Genomic DNA, 18,202 nt, shown 5'->3' with positions numbered 1-18,202 from the left:
CTCAACCGTCTATCGGCTCGCGGACGTCAATTCCGGAGCCGTCGTCGTCACCGTCGTCGATGCCGCCGTCCTCGTCCGCATCGTCGGTCTCGTTCTCGGTATCGTTCGGTTCGGCCGCGTCCGTCTCGTTATCGCCGTCGGTCGCGTTATCACCGTCGGTTTCGTCGTCGTCGGTGGCGTTGGGTTCGTCCCGTTCGGTCTCGTCGTCCGACCCGGAGCCGGCCGGCTCCGCCTCGTTCGCGTCGCCGCCGCTCGCGTTCTCGTCGGCGGCCTCGTCGTCAGCGGCCGTCGAGTCGTCGTCCGCCGGTTCGCCGGGGTCGTCCTCCTCGAGCGGCGGTTCCTCCGGCGGGTCGTCGCTGCCGAACGACGTGTCGTCGACGACGCTGCTGACGCCGCCGGCGACGACGCCGATCCCGACGAGGACGAGGATCGCGAGGATCAGCGCGAGCCACTTCGCGCTGCCCTCGTCGCTTTCGCTTCCGATGCTCCGGTCGTCGGGCGGGACGTGGTCCCGGCGGCCACCGGCGGTGACGACCCACAGGCCCGCGAGTCCGAGCCCGTAGGCCAGCATGGTCGGGATCGCGACCAGGAACATCGTCAGGACGCTGATCGGTGTGAACACCCCGGAGACGGCGAAGACCGCGATCGTCATCTCGCGCCAGCGGTTCCGCATCGCCCGGTAGGAGGAGACCTTGCCGCGAAAGAGCATCCACATCGTGATCGGCACGCAGGCGAGCAGACCGACGCCGACGGTGGTGTAGATGATCAGCCAGGAGAACTTGCTGATCTGATAGGAGATGATCATCCCCCCTCGGACCGCGTCGTAGACGAGGAAGCCGATGATCCCGGGTGCGATGTAGTAGTAGCCGAGGAGCGTACCGCCGACCAGCGCCAACACGAACGCGACGGTCCACTCGTAGACGACCGAGCGCTGGCCGGTCGTCAGTCCGCGGTCCCGCATCGCCGGCCATGCGTAGTAGAGCAGCATCGGGAGGATCGCGAGCGCCGCGAGCATGGTGCTGACCTTGATGATGAAGATCAGCGTCTCGACCGGGTGGAGGTCGATGATCCGGAAGTCCTCGACGCTGACGATCGCCGCCGGCATCCGCGAGACGAAGTCCTCCGTGATGACCCGCACTCCGCCGAGGTAGAAGAACGTGAACGTCCCCATCAGCACGAGTCCGAAGACGGCGAAGATCACGAACAGTCGCGAGCGGAGGCTGTCGGCGATGTACTTGATGTCGTAGATGTAGCCGCCGATGTCGTCCTCGTCCTTCTCCTCGGAGAACGCGGCGAACATCCCCGTCGCAGTGTCCTGGACCACGCCGCCCTCCCCGGCGGCTGTCTCCGCGCCGGCGTCCGCCCCGGTCTCCGTCCCGGCGGTCGTCTCCGCGTTCGTAGCGGAGGCGTCCCCGTCGGCGTCGTCCTCGTGGGCTGCGTCGAAGCGTTCGAGGATCGCCTCGGCCTTCTCGCCCTCGCCGTCGTCGATCGCCGAGCGGGCGAGCTTGAGCGCCTCCTCCTCCGAGAGCGCCTCGAAGGCCGCATCCGGGGCCGCACGGACCCCCGCCGCGTCGAGCGGTGCGAGGTCGATCCCGGCCGGGTCGCCCATCCGACCGCCGGCGGACTCCTCGACGTTCACCGAGGTGAACAGGTAGTAGAGCCCGAGGACGGCGAACGCGAGGAGGAACGTGGCGCCCGCGGCGCCGACCGCGAGCGCGATCTCGCGGGAGACGCCGAGCACCTGCTGGAGCCAGAGCGCCTCGGGGAGGGCGATGCCCCGCGGAGCGAGGAGTTCGTCGTGGAGGTACCGGCCGGCGCCGGAGACGAGCGCGGCGTAGAGAGCGGCGGCGAGCAACAACGGCGCGCCGATGAGCTTTCCGGCGTTGCGTCGGAACGTGGGCCCGATCTCCGCTCGCCCGCCGCGTTTGAGGTTGACGATGAAGCGGGTCAGCCCGAGGCTGAACCCGTAGAGGACGATCAGCGGGAGCGCCCACATGATCTGGGAGATCGGGTCGGGCGGGGAGAACAGCGCGCCGAACATGAAGATCCCGAGGATCGCGTAGCGCCACTTGTCCCGGAACGTCTCGTAGGGGACGACCTCGATGTACGCGAGCGAACTCATCGCGAGCGGGAGCTGGGCGGCGAGCCCGAACGAGATGGTCAGCAGGACGAGGAACTCGGTCCACATGACGATCGACCACGTCGGCGTCACGCCGACGCCGAGCGAGAACGTCGCGAGGAACCCGAGGATCAGCGGGAAGAACACCGCGAAGGCGTAGACGACGCCGCCGACGAACAGCCCGAGCGAGAGCAGCGCGATCGCGACGGCTTTCCACCGCGAGATCGGCGTCTGGGGCCAGTAGCCGCGTGCTCTGAGTTCGTGGCGCGAGAGGTAGAGGAGCAGCGGAAGGGCGATGAGGATCCCCGCGACGATCCCGATCTTCGCCTGCAGGAGGATGACCTCGAAGGGGGTCTGGACGATGATCTCGTGTTCCTCGGCCACCTCCGGCGCCATCTCCGAGACGGTGACCCACTTGAGCCAGTCCCAGACGTAGGCCCTGAGCGCGTAGAACGTCCCGAGAAAGCCGACGACGAAGATGATGAAGACCTTCTGGAGATGAGTCTGCGCCGTCGACAGCACCGCCCCGATCGACTCCTTCCCGCTGTTGAGACTGCGGGCGGTGTCCTCGTCGACGATCGAACTCGACATTCACCTCGTGATAGCGCGTTCGTGCATATCAACTTTCTTTTCTCGACGGCTCGCGGACCCGAACGAACGGCCGAATCGATATCGAACGTGGCGTTCGGGGGACGAACCTCGGACGCGTTCAAGAAAGCCTATAGTGGCGCGGACGCCTACGTCCGGATGAATGGGCGAGCCCCGCGAGCCGACCACGGAGCCTGCCGTCGCGACCGATGGGGGGACGACCACCCGAGCGACGGCCACGGCTGACGCCGACGCCGACGACGAGGACGTCGGCGGCCTCTCCGCCCCCACCGAGGACGAGGAGATGCCGCTCGCCGACCACATCGAGGAGATGATAAAGCGGCTGGCGATCGTCATCGTCGTCGCCGGCTCGATCAGCATCGTCGTCTTCCCGCTCGCGGATCAGCTCATCAATTTCCTCTGGTACTCGATCCTGCCGAACAGCGAGGTCACCCAACCCCGGGTCTACGGCCCGCTCGAGTTCGTCCTCGCGCGCATCAAGGTCGCCAGTTTGGCGGGACTGATCGTCGCGCTGCCGGTGGTCGTCTACCAGGCCTACCGGTTCATGCGCCCGGGCCTCTACAAGAACGAGCGCAAGTACTACCTCGCAGCGGTGCCGACCAGCCTCGTGCTCGCCGTCGTCGGCGTGCTCTTCGCGTACTTCGTCGTCCTGCCAGCGATCTTCACCTACTTCCTCACCTACTCCCAGGAGGCCGGCGAGATCGCGTTCGCGCTCTCCTCGACGTTCGACCTGATCCTCATCCTGATGGCGTATCTCGCCATCGTCTTCCAGATCCCGCTGATGATCATGCTCGCGATCATGATGGGGCTCACCACCAGGCGGTGGCTCACCGAGCGCCGGCTCTACTTCTGGGGCGGCTTCCTCGGCGTCGCGTTCATCTCGAGTCCCGACCCGACGGGGATGGCGCCGATCATCATCGCGTTGACGATGGTCGGGCTGTTCGAGGGGACGCTGCTGATCCTGAAGTGGGTCGGCAGATGACCGAAACCGGAGCGGGGACCGTCCTGCTCGTGCGCCACGGCGAGACGACGTGGAACCGCGAGCGCCGCGTCCAGGGGTGGGCACCGACCGGGCTCACCGAACGCGGCGAGGAGCAGGCACGCACCGCCGGACGTGCGATCGCGGCGGGACACGCCGTCGACCGGATCGTCGCCTCGGACTTACGCCGAACGGCCGAGACCGCACGCCTGCTGCGGCGATCCGGCGGGATCGACGCCGGGATCGAGTTCGACCCCGGCTGGCGCGAGCGCGACTTCGGGCGGCTCCAGGGGCTGAGCTACGAGGAGCTGTTCGGGGGGTTCCCGGAGTTCGCCCTCGGCGAGATCGGAATCGAGGCCGCCCGAACCGTCCCGGAGGGCGGCGAGAGTCTCCTCGGGATGCGAGAGCGCGTCCTCGACGCGTGGGGACGCCTGCCCGACGGGGGCGGGGAGACGGTCGTCGTCGTCACCCACGGCGGCCCGCTGTACGTGCTCCTCGGGCATCTCAAGGGCGTCGACCTGATCGAGGCGGTCCTCGGAACCGACTACCGGAACGGCGCGATCACCGAGCTGTGCCGGCGGGACGACGGGATCGAGATCCGTCGCGAGAACCACGTCCCCTACTCGGCGACGGAGTAACCGTCGTCCTCGAGCGCCCCCGCCACTCGCCGCTCGAACCGATCCCGGAGCGCGTCGCTGAACTCGGTGATCGCTCGGTCCTGGCGCCAGTACTCGAGGGTAGTCCCCTCCCCGAGGTGGTACACCCGTGAGAACTTCCGCCCGTCGTTGCCGTACGCCGTCACCGTGACGTGTGGCGGGGTGTCGTCCTCCTCGTCCCATGGTCCGGTCCGGACGACCGAGACTCGTTCGAACTCGGTGAGGTTTGTGCTGAGGACGCCCGTCGCGAGGTCGTACTCGAGTGCCTCGCGGTCGCGTTCCTCGCGGCCGTCGCTCGCGAGGTCGCGAAGTACCACGGTCTCGGGACCGATATCGAGGACCTCCCAGGTCCGGAGCGTCGTCGAGGCGAGCTCGTCGCCCCCCTCCGAGAGCTCGAACGAGCCCCGCGCCCGGACGTCGCCCTCCTGAATGCGATCGCCCTCGCTCACCCGGATGTAGATCGGCCGGGTGATCGGCAGGTCGAGGAAGATCTCGTCGGGGCCGGTGCCGACGCCCACTCGCACGCCCTGGATCTCGCGGACGTCGATCGTCGTACCGTGTTCGTGGTGTGTCATCGCGGTCCGTAGAACGCCGAGCGATAGGAACCTTTTGCCGCCTCCTGCCGGCTCAGACGTACGTGAACCAGTCGTCGTACGCGTCGGTCCGGCGCTCGACGACGTCGAAGAAGCGCGACTGGATCTCCTCGGTCACTGGACCACGCTCGCCGACGACGACGTTGTCGACCTTCTTGATCGGCGTCACCTCCGCGGCGGTGCCGGTGAAGAACAGCTCGTCGGCGGTGTTGAGCTCCCCGCGGCTGATCGTCGCCTGGTCGTGGACGGTGTAGCCCAGATCGCGGGCGATCTCGATGACGCTCAGGCGGGTGATCCCGTCGAGGATCCCCTCCGCGAGGCCGGGAGTGTAGAGCTCGCCGTCGCGCACCAGAAAGAGGTTCTCGCCGGGCCCCTCCGCGACGTTGCCCTCCTTGTTCAGTACGATCGCCTCGACGTAGCCGTGGCGTCGCGCCTCCTCGCCGGCGAGCATGCTGTTGACGTACAGCCCCGTGGTCTTGGCGTTGGTCGGGATCTGGCTCGAGGCGTGCTTGCGCCACGAGGAGACCTTCACCTCGACGCCGTTCTCGAGGGCCTCCTCGCCGAGATAGGTTCCCCACGGCCAGACCGCGATCGCGACGACGGTCGGACAGTCCTTCGGGCTCACCCCGAGGCTGTCGTAGCCGAAGAAGGCGATCGGGCGGATGTAACACGCCCGGAGATCCTGGCGGCGAATGAGCTCCTTGGTCGCCTCCTCTAGCTCCTCGGGCTCGTACCCGATCTCGAGATCGTAGGGCTTCGCCGACTGATAGAGCCGATCGACGTGTTCGTCCCAGCGGAAGATCGCGGATCCCTCCTGGGTGTCGTAACACCGGATCCCCTCGAAGACGCCGCTGCCGTAGTGGAGACCGTGGCTGAGAACGTGGACCTGCGCGTCCTCCCAGTCGACGAACTCGCCGTCCTTCCAGATCGTATCGACGTCCATCTCGTCGAATCCCATACTCGACCCCTCGAACCCCGCCGTAATGAGTTTGCGGATCGGTCGGGGTGCTCAGTCCAGGCGCCGGGCGAGCTCCGCGCCCTCGACGTAGGCGAGACCGTGGCGGTCGGCGTAGTCGTGTGCGGCCGACGAGGAGAGCGCCCGCCCGGTCGCGTCGTCGAGCATCTCACAGACCACTACCGCGGGCGCGAGCCCCGCGGCGTCGGCGAGCGCGACCCCGAACTCGGTGTGGCCGCGCCGCTCATCGAGCAGCCCCTCGGCGGCCCGCAGCAGGTGGACGTGGCCCGGCGCGCGGAACGTCTCCGCGAACGCCGCCGCGTCGGGTCCCCGCTCGGAGGCGCGTACCTCGTCCGCGAGTTCGCCGAGCGCCCGGATCGTCAGCGAGCGGTCCTCGTCGGTGATCCCCGTCCGCGTCTCGCGGTGGTTGACGGTGAGCGAGAACGACGACCGGTCGTCGTACGCGAGGTCGTGGTCGGCGGCGGCAGGATGCTCGATGGTCTCCTGGACGAACGGTAGCTCGAGCGCGTCCGCGACCGCCGCCGAGAGCGCGACGCAGACCAGCCCGCCGGCGTCGTTCCTGAGTCGGGCGACGGCCTCGGGCGTCACCGCGCTGGCGGGGTAGATCAGGTCGGTCTCGCCCTCGCGGTCGTCGGCGTCGTGGATCAACACGGGCTCACCGGCGCGAAAGGCGTCGATCGCCCCCTCGGCGGCGCTCGCGTGGTGCTGGGTCATCGCTATCGCTCCTCCACGCGGACGACCATCGCGTCGCCGTCGTCGAGCCCGAGCGCGTCGCGCAGCTTCTCGGGGGCGATCAGCTCGAGCTGGTCCTCGTCGTGGTGGGTTCGCTCGGGAGCGATGACGTGGGCCGAGTCGTACTCCCCCCCGTCGGCGACGACGGTCGCCGGGTAGCAGACGCAGGGGCCGTACGTGCGGTCGTCGTCCTCCCAGCCGTCGATGTGGACCGGATCGAACGTCTCCATCGCGCCCCGGCGACGGACGCTCTCGTCCTCGAGGTCGACGTTCAGCGTGCCGGGAAACGGCTCGTAGCCCAGCCGTTCGTCGAACTGGCGCATGTAGCCCGGAAGCGAGATGTAGTGTTTCCCCTCGCCCATCCCCCCCGTCACGGTCCCCTCGAGTTCGACGCTCGAGGCACCCTCGAACAGCCGACGGTAGGCGTCGTACTCGCGGCGAAGCGCGCGCTCTCCCGCCTCGGTGAGGACGATCCACTGGCCGTCCACGACCGTCTCCCGTTCGATCAGTCCCGCGTCCTCGAGTCCCTGGAGCCGCCGCGACGCGGTCTGGCTGGAGGCGTCGAGCCGACCCGCGAACGCCGAGCAGGAGACCTTCACCTCGCCGGCGAGCGCGCCGTCGAGCGCGAGCCGCTTCAGGGCGGCGAGTTCGTCGTGGCCGACCTCCCGTACCGCGGTTCGTGACATGGTTCGAGCTTCGAACGCGTCGCGTATAAGCATACCGAACGTGAGATGCGTGACGAAAACGAGACGGCCGGGCGTCGGAGGCGCGACGGACGTGGGGTCAGTCGCCGGTGGCGGGGTCACGCGCCCAGAACTCGCTTCCCTTCCGGAGCTTCGGAACCCAGGTGTCGGCCGTCCTCGAGAGCAGCGCCACCCGGGAGACCGGCACGTCCTTGATGTGGGAGTGCTCGGGCATGTGCTCCTCGACCGCCTCGGCGAACGCGAGGACGTCCTCGTGGTCGGGCATCGCCGAGCGGTCGAGCCGGCCCTGGGAGTGGCCGACGTGCATGTACGCCTTGAGCTCGACGAAGTCGGGGTCCGCACGGTCGTAGAGCGCGGCGTACCAGTCGGGGTCGTGCATGTTCTCGCCGCCGACGAGCGTCGTCCGCAGCACCGTGCGGGTGTCGTCCTTTTCGGCGAGCACGTCGAGCGTATCGATCAGGCGCTCCCAGGCGTCGTCGTTGACCGCCCGCACCACCCGGTCGAACGTCGCGCGCTCTGCGGCGTCGACGCTGACGTAGAGCTGGGTGGGATCACACCGCGAGAGCATCTCGGGATCGGTGCCGTTGCTCACGAGGAAGGTGGTGACGTCGCGGTCGTGAAAGGCGTCGATGAGTTCGGGAAGGTAGGGATAGAGCGTGGGCTCGCCGTCAAGCGAGATGGCGACGTGGCGGGGCTCCATCGACTCCTCGAAGACCTCGCGGGGTACCTCGTCGTTGCCGCCGAAGCCCGAGAGCAGCTTCTTCTGGAGCCGGAGGCTCGCGTCGACGACGGCCTCGGGGTCGTCCCACTCGACGTCGCCGAGTTCGTAGGCGTGGCCCTGGTGGTCGCGCCAGCAGAACACACAGCGCTCGTTGCACTTCACGACGGGCGTCATCTGGATGCAACGGTGGGACTCGATGCCGTAGAAGGCGTACTTGTAGCACTTACCCTCGCCGCGGAGCGCGTTCGCGGTCCAGCCACAGGTCTGGGCGGCGGTGTGGTTCTCGCTGTGGTAGTCCGGCGAGGACACCTGCTTTGGCCCGCTCATGGCGCGTCGCTTGGACGCGGGCGGTCAAAAGCGCCCGGGTACGAGGCGGGCGACGCGGGGACGAGCGGCCGGCGTGAGCGATTACAAGCAGCATATTTAACCTTGGTGACGGTATAGATGGGGTCATGGTACACGCCATGCAGCTCGCGTACTGCCTCATCGTGGACGGAGGTCGACGATGAGCGAGAGCGAGAGCCCGAGCGACGAGACGCCGATGACGGAGTTCGTCGACTCGTGGTCCGACGCCTCGAAACACGTCATCAACAGCTACTTCGAGGCGAACAAGGCGATACTCGCGGGTATGGGGCTGGCGGGCCCCGAGGGGAACGACGAGGAGCAGGTCCAGGTCGAACCCCCGATCAAGGAGCTCTCCTACGGCTCAGTCGGCTGGTCGATGGACCGCTCCGCCGACACGCGCGAGGAGCTCGGCGTCGGCGAGTACGTCGAGTTCACCAAGCTGATGACCGACGCCGACGTTCACGCGTTCGCGCAGGCCAGCGGCGACACGAACCGTCTTCACCTCGACGACGAGTACGCCGGGCGCTCGCGTTTCGGCAGTCGGATCGTCCACGGCACGCTGGTCGGCGGACTGATCAGCGCCGCCCTCGCCCGGCTTCCAGGTCTGACGATCTACCTCTCGGAGAGCCTCGAGTTCAAGGGACCGGCGATGATCGGATCGGTGCTGACCGCTCGGTGTGAGATCGTCGAGGACCTGGGCGACGATCGGTATCGCCTGACCGCCACCGTGACCGACGACGACGGCAACCAGCTGATCGACGGCGAGGCAGTCGTCCTCATCGACGACCTCCCCGAGTAACCCGGCCGATCCGCCCTACGGAGTTTTGTAGCTGGCCGCCGACTTTCTCGGTATACCACACGCCGTGTGAGGGAGGGAACCATGACCGAAGAGGCCGAACGACCGAAACTGACCGTCTACCTCCGCGCCTCGACGCCCCGGGTGGCGCGCGAACGCCAGCGCGAGGTGGTCGAGCGGGCCGAACGGCTCGTCGAGACCGATCGGATCGAGGACGTGACCATCCGCCGGTGGGACGACCGGGTGGTCGTCTCGAACGGACCCGACGCCGTCGAGACCCACGCCGTCGAGGCGTTCGAGTCGTTCAAGCGACACGCCGAGGAGCGGAACCACTCGATCGAGCCGTTCTTTCAGGAACACGAGCGTACCGACGGACGACTGATCGTCTTCCCGATGATCTGCATCGCGGTCCACGCCGACGACGACCTCCGAGGAGTGTTCCCGTGTGCCGACGACGACCGGTCGACCGTCTACAGCGTCTGGGACTGTCTGACGGCGCTCGAGACCGACGGCGAGGTCGTCGCGCTGACCGATTGAAAACGGCTTTATCCGGCGGTCGTATTACGGCGAGTATGTTCCTATCGCTCCGCGAGGAGGCCGAACGCGCCGTCGCCGACGGGCTCTCGGCGCTGGGGCTTCCCACGGACGATCTCGGCATCGAGAAGCCTCCCGAGGACGTCGACGCCGTGTTGGCCTCGAGCGTCGCCTTCCGGCTCGCGAGCGAGGTCGGACGAGCTCCCGGCGAGATCGCCGTCGACGTCGCGGAGGCGATCGACCCCGGCGAGTACGAGTACGTAGAACGCGTCGAGCCGCAGGGTCCGTACGTGAACGTGCTCGCGAGCGAGGCGTACTACGCCGACACGCTCGATGCTGCACGCGACGAGGCGTACGGTCACCTCGAGTCGACCGGCGAGCGCGTCGTCGTCGAGCACACCAGCGCCAACCCGACGGGACCGGTCCACGTCGGTCGGGCGAGAAACCCGATCATCGGCGACGCGATCGCCCGGCTGCTCGAGTTCGCGGGCCACGACGTCGAGACCCACTACTACGTCAACGACGCGGGCAGGCAGATGGCGGTGTTCGCGTGGGCCTACGAGACGTTCGACGAGGCCGACCTCCCCGATCCCGAACGCGAGAAACGCGACTACGAGCTCGTTCGCTACTATCGGAAGGGCAACGCGTTTCTCGAGGAGGCCTCCGAGGGGGAAGTCGAGGCCGCCGAGGCCGAGATCGCCTCGATCATGCAGGGCCTCGAGAACGGCGACGAGGAGGCCTACGAGCGCGTCGAGCGGGTCGTCGACGCCGTGCTCGCGGGGATGCGCGAGTCGCTCTCGCGGCTGCCCGCGGAGTTCGACGAGTTCGTCAAGGAGACCCGGTTCATCCGCGACGGCTCGACCGACGAGCTCGTCGAGCGGCTGAAGGCGCTCGACGAGGCCGTCTACGAGGAGGACGCCTGGCAGCTCGACCTCTCCGAGCACGGCATCGAGAAGAACCTCGTCTTCCTCCGGTCGGACGGCACCTCGCTGTATCCGACCCGGGATCTGGCCCACCACGAGTGGAAACTCGAGAGCTTCGACCAAGCGGTGACGGTGCTCGGCGAGGACCACAACCTCCAGGCCCAGCAGGTCCGGACGACGCTGGAACTGCTCGGACACGACGCCGACCCGCTGGACCAGGTGCTCTACTCCTACGTCAACCTCCCCGAGGGGAAGATGAGCACGCGCGCGGGGACCGGCGTCGATCTCGACGATCTACTCGACGAGGCGGTCACGCGCGCCCGCGAGGAGGTCGAATCCCGTCTGGACACCCGCATCCGGAACGACCAGCTCGACGAGGCGGACGTCGAGCGCATCGCTCGGCAGGTGGGCATCGGCGCCGTCCGGTACGACATCGTCTCGAAACAGCCCTCGAAGGCGATCACCTTCGAGTGGGACCGCGCGCTCGACTTCGAGGCCCAGTCCGCGCCGTACGTCCAGTACGTTCACGCGCGAACCTGCGGCATTCTCGCCGAGGCCGACCTCGAACCCGACGACGTCGATCCAGCCGTCCTCGAGACCGTGGAGGAACGCGACCTACTCGAGGTGATCGCACGCTTTCCCGCGGTCATCGAGGAGGCCGCCGAGGACCGCCAGCCACACCAGGTGGCGACCTACACGCGGGAGTTCGCCGAGACGTTCAACACCTTCTACCGGGAGTGTCAGGTGCTCTCGGAGGACCGCGATCTGAGCGAGGCGCGTCTCGCGCTCGTCGCGGCGTCGAGACACACGGTCGCGAACGCGCTATCGGTCCTCGGAGTCGAGGCGCCCGACTCGATGTGACGACGGGACGACCTCAACCAGGGAGGTCGAATCCGCCGATCGCCGGCAGGATCACGTTCGCGCTGAACTGGCCGCCGCCGGCGTAGTAGATGACGCCGAGAGTCGCGCCGATCGTGATCAGGATGAACAGCAGTATCCAGCCGAGCGGAACCGAGCCGTTCGTGTCGTTGGTCGCCGACATGGATCGAGGTCTCTCAAGCAGCGGGTTAGTTGTTTCTCTCGGGTCAAAGGGTTCTTATCGGTCGGCCGGGCTAGTGGAGGTAATGAGCACTCAGGAGGGCGATGAGTCCGACCGGAAGAAGTACGAGTTCCGGAAGGTCATCGAGGAGCTGGACGAGTTCGAGGGTTCCGGCACGCAGCTCGTCACCATCTACGTTCCTCCGGACAGGCAGGTCTCCGACGTCGCGGCCCACGTCACCCAGGAGCACAGCGAGGCGTCGAACATCAAGTCGAAGCAGACCCGAACGAACGTCCAGGACGCGCTCACCAGCATCAAGGACCGCCTGAAGTACTACGACAACTACCCGCCCGAGAACGGGATGGTGCTGTTCTCGGGCGCGGTCGACTCGGGGGGCGGCCAGACCGAGATGATCACGCGGGTGCTGGAGAACCCGCCCCAGCCCGTCGAGTCGTTCCGCTACCACTGCGATTCTGACTTCCTCACCGAGCCGCTCGAGCAGATGCTCGCGGATAAGGGCCTCTACGGCCTGGTCGTCCTCGATCGTCGGGAGGCCAACGTCGGCTGGCTCCGCGGGAAGCGCGTCGAACCCGTCAAGTCGGCGTCGTCGCTGGTCCCCGGCAAGCAGCGAAAGGGTGGCCAGTCCGCCCAGCGGTTCGCCCGCCTCCGACTCGAGGCGATCGACAACTTCTACCAGGAGATCGCGGAGATGGCCAACGACCTCTTCGTCGCCCAGCGCCACGAGCTCGACGGCATCCTGGTGGGCGGGCCCTCCCCGACGAAGGACGAGTTCCTCGACGGCGACTACCTCCACCACGAGCTCCAGGACAAGGTGCTGGGGAAGTTCGACGTCTCCTACACCGACGAGTCGGGCCTCTACGACCTGGTCGACGCCGCTCAGGACGCGCTGGCCGACGCCGAGGTGATGAAGGACAAGTCCCAGATGGAGGAGTTCTTCAAGCAGCTCCATCAGGGCGACCTCGCCACCTACGGCTTCGACGCCACCCGACGCAACCTCATCATGGGCTCGGTCGAGCGACTGCTCATCAGCGAGGACCTCCGCAAGGACGTCGTCACCTACGACTGCGACGGCACCGAGGAGTTCGAGCTCATCGACCGCCGGAGCGACACACCCGATCACACCTGTGAGAGCGGCTCGAGCGCCGAGGTCGTCGAACGCGAGGACGCGATCGAGCACCTGATCTCGATCGCCGAACAGCGCGGCACCGAGACGAAGTTCATCTCGACCGACTTCGAGAAGGGCGAACAGCTCTACGACGCCTTCGGCGGGATCGCGGGCATCCTGCGCTACTCGACCGGCGTCTAACGGCTCGATCCCCCTCTTCCGGCTACCCCGCCTCGATCGTCGCTCGAGGACGCCGAGCGCTCGCACGCCCGATCGTTCACGAGTCTACTCGTCGGATCGCCCGCTCCCGGCCAGACCGGCGAGCGCCTCGCCGATCATGCCGATCCGCTCGTCCTGATCGATCCCGTGGCGGGCGGCGAGGTACTCCGGGTCGTTGTAGGTGACGTTCACGTCCCCATCGGGGCCCTCCCAGACCAGCAGCTTCTGGGGGAGGTCGATGCCGATCGACTGGTCCTCCTGCATCAGCGGCGTTCCGACCTCGGGGTTGCCGAAGATCAGCAGCGTCGTCGGCCGGAGCTCCTCGCCGATCGACGCCGCGTTCTCGGCGTGATCGATCGTCGCGACGTGCAACAGACCCGCCTCCTCGATGGCGCGCTCGATGCAGCCGACCGTTCCGGGGACGTCCTCGCCGCTCTCGACGGTGACGAGCCCGTCGTCGCGAAAGCAGAACCCCTCACCGTCCGATTCCTCGGTTTCGTCTTCGGGGCCGCCGTCGTCCGCGCCGGCAGCGGCGCTACCCGCGCCAACACCCGCGAGGGACGAGCCGCCGAGCAGTGCACCGATTCCCTGCAGCACGCGTCGCCGTCGATCGTCGTTCGTATCCGACATGCATCGGCTCTCTCGGCCGACGCCGGTTAGTCTTTGTTTCGATCAATCGAGCAGTTGAGTCAGCTGTGTCCGTCGACGCTCGACGTCGAGCGCGAGGTCGAAGGCGGGATCGGCCCCGAGCCGATCGAGCGCCGAGAGCGGGTCGACGCCCGCGTGCTCGATCCGCGAGACCAGCTTCTCGATCTCCGCACGGTGGAGCGCGAGCGACCCACAGAGCGTCACGAACACCGCCACGGAGAGGGCGGTCTCGGGAGCCGAGGGGAGTTCGGTTGAGAGGGCGGCGACGGCCGCCGCGTCGTCCGTGGCGGGACCGTCGACCGGCGTCGTCGTCAGACAGCGCTCACAGACCGCCACGGTATCGGGATCGCTCGGGAGGTAGCCGCGCAGTTCGTCGGGAACGGCGACGACGAGGACGTCGCCGTCGCACTCGGGACACTGCATACCGGCAGGAGGGCGAACAGGGTGAAAACCCCTCGCCTACTCGGAGAGCTCGAACTCGTTGATGGAGGCGTCGGGCTGGAGCGTCTCCTCCGGGTCGAACGCGTCGAGCTCCCGGCCCTCCCTGACGCGATTCGGCCAGTCGGGGTTCGCGAGCGCGCCCGTCGCGAGCGTGAGGAGGTCCGCGCCGCCGGTCTCGAGGACCTCGCGCGCGAGCTCCGGATCGGTGAGCCCGCCGTTGGCGATCACGGGGACGTCGCCGTGGCGTGCGGCCAGCTCCGAGAGCGTCGGCCCCGACTCCGAGTCGAACGCCGGCGTCGTGATGGCGGCCTCGGTGACGTGCAGGTAGTCGACGCCCGCCGCGGAGAGCGTGCCGAAGATCGTCTCGGCCTCCTCCTCGCCGGACCAGCGGTAGTCGGGATCGTTGACCTTGCTCTGGGAGAGCCGAATCCCGACGACGAACTCCTCGGGCGTCGCCTCGCGAACCGCCTCGACGACCTCCCTGGGGAATCGAACGCGGTTCTCGGGCGAGCCGCCGTACTCGTCGTCGCGGTCGTTGGTGTACTCGGTGAGGAAGGAATCGAGTAGATACCCGTTCGCGCCGTGGATCTCCACGCCCTCGAAGCCCGCGTCCTCCGCCCGGCGGGCGGCGTCGACGAATCCCTCGATGACGTCCTCGACGTCCTCGTCGGTCATCGCTCGCGGCGTCGCGAACTCCTCACTGCCGCCGTAGGCCGCCAGGGGTTCGCCCTTCGGCTCGACCGCGGAGGGGGCGATCGGCTCGTCGACGAAGCGGTTGCCCTGGACGAGCGGACCGGCGTGCATGAGCTGGGCGATCACCGGGGCGCCCTCCTCGTGGACGGCGTCGGTCACGGCCTCCCACGAGGCGGCCTGCTCGTCGGTCGCGAGGCCGGGCTGGCCGTCGTAGCCCTGGCTGTGTGCCTCGTCGGTGTAGATCCCCTCGGTGATGAGAACGGAGAACCCGCCGCGGGCGAACCGGGCGTAGTACTCCGCCATCTCGTCGGTCGCCCGTCCCGTCTCGGTCGCGCTGATCCGCGTCATCGGCGAGAGGCCGATCCGGTTGTCGAGCTCGAGTTCCGAGAGCCGGAACTCCTCGAACAGCGGGTCGGCAGTCGAGGTCTGTGACATCGCCGGCACTACGGCGTTCGGACGTAAAGGGTCGGCCCGAGTGTCCGTCACACGGTGTCTCGATCGAGTGGCTAGAAGGAACGGAAGTCGGCGTGGTTTCACCGCTGCGACTACGGGTGGTCGAAGGCAGATCAGCAGTTGAGCTCAGTCGTCGGCTTCCGCGATACCGGCGTCGACGGACTCCTCCGTCGTCTCCTCCAGTTCGTCCTCCTCCTCTTCCTCGCGTTCCTTCTTGTCCTTGATCTTCTTCATCCGGAAGATCTCCTCGCGCTCCTGCTCCTCGAGCTTCTGCTCGATGTACTCCTGGTTGTCGTAGAGCGTCGGCAGCAGCGTGAACTCGAGCGCGTTCACGCGGCGTTTGGTGGTCTCGATCTCGTCGAGCATCTTCTTCATCGCGGTCTCGACCTCCGCGACGAGGATGATCGTCTCGAGCAGCTCCTCGTAGGCGTCGGCGGCCTCGTCGATACGCGCCGAGGAGCCGAGCACGCCGTAGCCACGCTGGTCGAGGCCCTTCTTCACGCGGGTGGACTCGATCTGCGGGACGACGACGCCCATGATGTTCTTCGACTGGAGCGTGATCTCGGGGTGCTCCTTCAGCGCGGCCGCGGCGCCCCGCACCGCGACGTCGCCCTCCATCGATCGGGCCATGTTGAGCGTGCGCTGGGCGCGCTCGTAGTCGTCGTCGAGGTCGGATCGGACGTCCTGGGCCTGATCGAGGATGTCCATGAACTCCATGATCAGCCCGTCGCGCTTCTTCTCGAGAGTGTCGTGGCCACGCTCGGAGAGGTCGATGCGATCCTCGATCGCCATCAGGTTCTTCCGGGTGGGTTTGACGTCCTTGGCCATTACGCGGGGGTTGCACGCGAACGCTGTTAATCCTTTTCAGTCGAGGAACCCGGTTCGCCCCGCTCGGCCGGTAAACCGGCGGGAACGATTCGACGCTAGAGCCCCTCGGCGTCGAGGGGAGCCGCCGCCGACCAGTGGGCCTCGTGGACGGATCGTGCCCACGACAGTACCTCGGGGTCGTCGGTGTCGATCGCCGCCTGCAACACCCCGTCGTCGTCTCGCAGCATGAGGTGGACCCGGTCGTCGGCGATCGTGATCGCGATCGGGATCTCCTCCGCGTGGATGCGGATCGCCGCGCCGTCCGACGAGGCGAGCTCGCGAAGCCGCGTTCGCAGGGAGTCGTCCTCGGCGAGCGCGTCGATCGCCGTCCGGGAGAACACCCCCTCGAACGTCCCCGGCCCGTCGAGGGCCCGCTCGCGAACGGCCTCGAGGCTCTGTTCGTTAAAGGCGTGCGAACAGACCCGGACGTCCTCGGCCTCGCGGATCATCCCGTTCACCCGCCGAACCGGTGCGCTCGGGCGCGTCCGACTCGGGACGGTGATCGTCGCGTCTCGCAGCCGCCTGAGGTCGAACGCCATCACGTCCACGGGCAGCCACTCCATCACCGGACGCAGTCGCTGTTCGGTCTCGACGATCGCGAGCAGGTCGGTGAGACCCTCCGCGACGAGTCGGCCGGTCGCCGTCGCCTCGTACCCCCTCTCGGTTCGGGTGATCCAGCGGCGCTCCTCGAGGTCGCGGAGGATCCGGCCGATCGTCGGCTGGGACGCATCCGTCGCCTCGGCGAGCGCCGAGCGATCCCGAGGCTCCTCGGCGAGCGCCTCGAGGATCGCGACCCGGTTCGACGAGAGGACGAGAAACTCGATCTCCGCGAGCGCCGACTCCATACGGCCTCTCGACGGCAACCTCACAAAACGGTTTCGTAGCGTGAAAGCGTTTCATCCCTCGACCGGCTTTCTCTTCGTCCGATTCATTCACTTATCGATCGTATTTCTGGACAGGTATAAACCCGTCACGGGCGTACCCGAAGACGAGATGGGTCCCACGGAACGTCGTTCGTCGAAGGGGTGGTGGCGATAGACTCCTCCGCCCGCAACATCGTCATGTTTCTGGCGACGGCGGTCTTCTTCGGGGGGACGTTCGTCGCCGCGAAGGCGGGCCTCGAGTACATGCCGCCGCTGTTGTTCGTCGCGGTACGCTTCGACGTCGCGGCGGTGCTGTTGCTCGGCTACGTCGTCCTCACCCACCCCCGGGAGGAGTGGCTCCCGAGGACGCGCGCCGACCTCGCCGGCATCGCCGCCGCCGGCCTGCTGTCGATCGGACTCGCCAACGCGATGCTCTTCCTCGGCCAGCAGTACGTCTCGAGCGCCGTCGCGTCGATCGTCTTCAGCCTCAATCCGATCCTGACGCCGGTGTTCGCGGCCTTCCTGCTCTCGGACGAACGGCTGACCGCGGCGGAGGCCGTCGGCATGGTCGTCGCGCTCGTCGGCGTGGCGATCGTGATCGACCTGGATCCGGTGAACCTGCTCGCGAGCGCCGGCGCCGTTCACGCGCTCCTGCTCGCCGGCGCGGTCGGGGCCGCGTTAGGCGGAGTGCTCATCCGGCGAGCCGACGCCTCGATGCCGAGCACCGCCCGCACGGCCTGGGGCCTTCCGGTGGGAGCACTGCTCTGTCACCTGCTTGCCCTCTCGCAGGGCGAACGCGTCGCCGCGATCGAGTGGACGTCGACCGGGCTGGTCGCGCTGGGCTACGTCAGCGTCTTCTCGGGAGTGCTCGCGTACATCGCGTACTTCGGCCTGCTGGACGAGATCGGCGCGATCCGGACGAACCTCGCGTTCTACCTCGTTCCGGTCGTCGCGGCGCTCGGGGGCTGGGTCTTCCTCGGCGAGACGATCACCCCCACGACCGTCCTCGGCTTCCTCGTGGTGTTCGCCGGCTTCGCGATCCTCAACCGCGAGCGACTCGAGCACGAACTGGCGGGCCTGCGCGGATCGTTCGAGGACGACTCGAGCGCGGGCCGGGCGTGTGTCGTAGGCGAGAGCCGCTGGAACGAGCAGGACTGAGCGGCGGC

General features: G+C 67.7%; 19 protein-coding genes. 7 read left to right on the top strand and 12 right to left on the bottom strand.

Annotation, left to right across the window (positions count from 1 at the left end; all coding sequences use genetic code 11):
- Position 1: 1 nt before the first annotated feature.
- On the bottom strand, positions 2-2,710 hold the full coding sequence (gene tatC, locus V0Z78_RS02540) for a twin-arginine translocase subunit TatC (RefSeq protein ID WP_336343049.1): 2,709 nt from the start codon (positions 2,708-2,710) through the stop codon (positions 2-4).
- A gap of 160 nt (positions 2,711-2,870) precedes the next feature.
- Between tatC (V0Z78_RS02540) and tatC (V0Z78_RS02535) the strand changes: the two genes are divergently transcribed.
- Both tatC (V0Z78_RS02535) and V0Z78_RS02530 read left to right on the top strand, forming a co-directional pair.
- Positions 2,871-3,710, top strand: a complete 840-nt coding sequence (tatC, locus tag V0Z78_RS02535; RefSeq protein ID WP_336343048.1) for a twin-arginine translocase subunit TatC — start codon at positions 2,871-2,873, stop codon at positions 3,708-3,710.
- Positions 3,707-4,345, top strand: coding sequence for a histidine phosphatase family protein (locus V0Z78_RS02530; RefSeq protein WP_336343047.1), 639 nt, complete (start codon positions 3,707-3,709; stop codon positions 4,343-4,345). Before tatC (V0Z78_RS02535) ends, V0Z78_RS02530 begins: the two co-directional genes overlap by 4 nt.
- Here V0Z78_RS02530 and V0Z78_RS02525 read toward each other — a convergent pair.
- The 5 genes from V0Z78_RS02525 to twy1 all read right to left on the bottom strand — a co-directional run bounded on the left by V0Z78_RS02525 (position 4,327) and on the right by twy1 (position 8,416).
- Complete coding sequence (locus tag V0Z78_RS02525; RefSeq protein WP_336343046.1) at positions 4,327-4,938, bottom strand: hypothetical protein; 612 nt, start codon at positions 4,936-4,938, stop codon at positions 4,327-4,329. The two genes, V0Z78_RS02530 and V0Z78_RS02525, sit on opposite strands and share 19 nt — an antisense overlap.
- Positions 4,939-4,990: 52 nt before the next feature.
- Positions 4,991-5,914, bottom strand: coding sequence for a branched-chain amino acid transaminase (locus V0Z78_RS02520; RefSeq protein ID WP_336343045.1), 924 nt, complete (start codon positions 5,912-5,914; stop codon positions 4,991-4,993).
- Positions 5,915-5,965: 51 nt separating this feature from the next.
- On the bottom strand, positions 5,966-6,646 hold the full coding sequence (gene ribB / locus V0Z78_RS02515) for a 3,4-dihydroxy-2-butanone-4-phosphate synthase (protein ID WP_336343044.1): 681 nt from the start codon (positions 6,644-6,646) through the stop codon (positions 5,966-5,968).
- Positions 6,647-6,648: 2 nt separating this feature from the next.
- Positions 6,649-7,350, bottom strand: a complete 702-nt coding sequence (locus V0Z78_RS02510; protein WP_336343043.1) for a DUF120 domain-containing protein — start codon at positions 7,348-7,350, stop codon at positions 6,649-6,651.
- 97 nt (positions 7,351-7,447) lie between these two features.
- A complete protein-coding gene (gene twy1, locus V0Z78_RS02505) occupies positions 7,448-8,416 on the bottom strand; it encodes a 4-demethylwyosine synthase TYW1 (protein WP_336343042.1) in 969 nt (322 codons plus the stop codon).
- Positions 8,417-8,594: 178 nt separating this feature from the next.
- Here twy1 and V0Z78_RS02500 point away from each other — a divergent pair, with 178 nt between their 5' ends.
- The 3 genes from V0Z78_RS02500 to argS all read left to right on the top strand — a co-directional run bounded on the left by V0Z78_RS02500 (position 8,595) and on the right by argS (position 11,548).
- Positions 8,595-9,233: a MaoC family dehydratase gene (locus V0Z78_RS02500; RefSeq protein ID WP_336343041.1), complete on the top strand. Its 639-nt coding sequence runs from the start codon at positions 8,595-8,597 to the stop codon at positions 9,231-9,233.
- A gap of 81 nt (positions 9,234-9,314) precedes the next feature.
- Entirely contained in the window at positions 9,315-9,767 is a 453-nt protein-coding gene (locus V0Z78_RS02495) for an HTH domain-containing protein (RefSeq protein ID WP_336343040.1), read from the top strand.
- A 35-nt stretch (positions 9,768-9,802) separates the two neighbouring features.
- Positions 9,803-11,548, top strand: a complete 1,746-nt coding sequence (gene argS / locus V0Z78_RS02490) for an arginine--tRNA ligase (protein ID WP_336343039.1) — start codon at positions 9,803-9,805, stop codon at positions 11,546-11,548.
- A gap of 13 nt (positions 11,549-11,561) precedes the next feature.
- On the opposite strand, the gene V0Z78_RS02485 is transcribed toward argS, so the two are convergent.
- Positions 11,562-11,729, bottom strand: coding sequence for a hypothetical protein (locus V0Z78_RS02485; RefSeq protein ID WP_336343038.1), 168 nt, complete (start codon positions 11,727-11,729; stop codon positions 11,562-11,564).
- An 82-nt stretch (positions 11,730-11,811) separates the two neighbouring features.
- Between V0Z78_RS02485 and prf1 the strand changes: the two genes are divergently transcribed.
- On the top strand, positions 11,812-13,053 hold the full coding sequence (gene prf1, locus V0Z78_RS02480; protein WP_336343037.1) for a peptide chain release factor aRF-1: 1,242 nt from the start codon (positions 11,812-11,814) through the stop codon (positions 13,051-13,053).
- 84 nt (positions 13,054-13,137) lie between these two features.
- Here the strand turns inward: prf1 and V0Z78_RS02475 are convergent, their stop codons facing one another.
- The 5 genes from V0Z78_RS02475 to V0Z78_RS02455 form a co-directional block, all read right to left on the bottom strand.
- Positions 13,138-13,701 carry a DUF302 domain-containing protein gene (locus V0Z78_RS02475; RefSeq protein ID WP_336343036.1) on the bottom strand — a complete coding sequence of 188 codons (564 nt, stop codon included), beginning with the start codon at positions 13,699-13,701 and terminating at the stop codon, positions 13,138-13,140.
- Between the two features lie 42 nt (positions 13,702-13,743).
- The gene (locus tag V0Z78_RS02470) at positions 13,744-14,142 is read right to left on the bottom strand and encodes a DUF6276 family protein (RefSeq protein WP_336343035.1); all 399 of its coding nucleotides are present in this window, start codon (positions 14,140-14,142) and stop codon (positions 13,744-13,746) included.
- Positions 14,143-14,178: 36 nt separating this feature from the next.
- Positions 14,179-15,288, bottom strand: coding sequence for an NADH:flavin oxidoreductase (locus V0Z78_RS02465; protein ID WP_336343034.1), 1,110 nt, complete (start codon positions 15,286-15,288; stop codon positions 14,179-14,181).
- Between the two features lie 144 nt (positions 15,289-15,432).
- Positions 15,433-16,134: a V-type ATP synthase subunit D gene (locus tag V0Z78_RS02460; RefSeq protein WP_336343033.1), complete on the bottom strand. Its 702-nt coding sequence runs from the start codon at positions 16,132-16,134 to the stop codon at positions 15,433-15,435.
- A gap of 95 nt (positions 16,135-16,229) precedes the next feature.
- Positions 16,230-17,018, bottom strand: coding sequence for a helix-turn-helix transcriptional regulator (locus tag V0Z78_RS02455; protein ID WP_336343032.1), 789 nt, complete (start codon positions 17,016-17,018; stop codon positions 16,230-16,232).
- Positions 17,019-17,198: 180 nt separating this feature from the next.
- Here V0Z78_RS02455 and V0Z78_RS02450 point away from each other — a divergent pair, with 180 nt between their 5' ends.
- Positions 17,199-18,194 carry a DMT family transporter gene (locus V0Z78_RS02450; protein WP_409338662.1) on the top strand — a complete coding sequence of 332 codons (996 nt, stop codon included), beginning with the start codon at positions 17,199-17,201 and terminating at the stop codon, positions 18,192-18,194.
- Positions 18,195-18,202 lie beyond the last annotated feature (8 nt).

The sequence above is a fragment of the Halalkalicoccus sp. CG83 genome (assembly GCF_037081715.1).
Taxonomy (GTDB): domain Archaea; phylum Halobacteriota; class Halobacteria; order Halobacteriales; family Halalkalicoccaceae; genus Halalkalicoccus; species Halalkalicoccus ordinarius.
The sequence above is the reverse complement of the archived record's forward strand: the minus strand, read 5'-3'. Positions and strand labels throughout refer to the sequence as shown.

Excerpts from the sequence above, each read along its gene's own strand:
- V0Z78_RS02465 (WP_336343034.1), bottom strand. The coding sequence starts at position 15,288 with ATGTCACAGACCTCGACTGCCGACCCGCTGTTCGAGGAGTTCCGGCTC.
- V0Z78_RS02510 (WP_336343043.1), bottom strand. The coding sequence starts at position 7,350 with ATGTCACGAACCGCGGTACGGGAGGTCGGCCACGACGAACTCGCCGCC.
- prf1 (WP_336343037.1), top strand. The coding sequence starts at position 11,812 with ATGAGCACTCAGGAGGGCGATGAGTCCGACCGGAAGAAGTACGAGTTC.
- V0Z78_RS02470 (WP_336343035.1), bottom strand. The coding sequence starts at position 14,142 with ATGCAGTGTCCCGAGTGCGACGGCGACGTCCTCGTCGTCGCCGTTCCC.
- V0Z78_RS02530 (WP_336343047.1), top strand. The coding sequence starts at position 3,707 with ATGACCGAAACCGGAGCGGGGACCGTCCTGCTCGTGCGCCACGGCGAG.
- tatC (WP_336343048.1), top strand. The coding sequence starts at position 2,871 with ATGGGCGAGCCCCGCGAGCCGACCACGGAGCCTGCCGTCGCGACCGAT.
- argS (WP_336343039.1), top strand. The coding sequence starts at position 9,803 with ATGTTCCTATCGCTCCGCGAGGAGGCCGAACGCGCCGTCGCCGACGGG.
- tatC (WP_336343049.1), bottom strand. The coding sequence starts at position 2,710 with ATGTCGAGTTCGATCGTCGACGAGGACACCGCCCGCAGTCTCAACAGC.
- V0Z78_RS02495 (WP_336343040.1), top strand. The coding sequence starts at position 9,315 with ATGACCGAAGAGGCCGAACGACCGAAACTGACCGTCTACCTCCGCGCC.
- V0Z78_RS02485 (WP_336343038.1), bottom strand. The coding sequence starts at position 11,729 with ATGTCGGCGACCAACGACACGAACGGCTCGGTTCCGCTCGGCTGGATA.
- V0Z78_RS02525 (WP_336343046.1), bottom strand. The coding sequence starts at position 4,938 with ATGACACACCACGAACACGGTACGACGATCGACGTCCGCGAGATCCAG.
- twy1 (WP_336343042.1), bottom strand. The coding sequence starts at position 8,416 with ATGAGCGGGCCAAAGCAGGTGTCCTCGCCGGACTACCACAGCGAGAAC.
- V0Z78_RS02460 (WP_336343033.1), bottom strand. The coding sequence starts at position 16,134 with ATGGCCAAGGACGTCAAACCCACCCGGAAGAACCTGATGGCGATCGAG.
- V0Z78_RS02520 (WP_336343045.1), bottom strand. The coding sequence starts at position 5,914 with ATGGGATTCGACGAGATGGACGTCGATACGATCTGGAAGGACGGCGAG.
- V0Z78_RS02475 (WP_336343036.1), bottom strand. The coding sequence starts at position 13,701 with ATGTCGGATACGAACGACGATCGACGGCGACGCGTGCTGCAGGGAATC.
- V0Z78_RS02500 (WP_336343041.1), top strand. The coding sequence starts at position 8,595 with ATGAGCGAGAGCGAGAGCCCGAGCGACGAGACGCCGATGACGGAGTTC.
- V0Z78_RS02455 (WP_336343032.1), bottom strand. The coding sequence starts at position 17,018 with ATGGAGTCGGCGCTCGCGGAGATCGAGTTTCTCGTCCTCTCGTCGAAC.
- ribB (WP_336343044.1), bottom strand. The coding sequence starts at position 6,646 with ATGACCCAGCACCACGCGAGCGCCGCCGAGGGGGCGATCGACGCCTTT.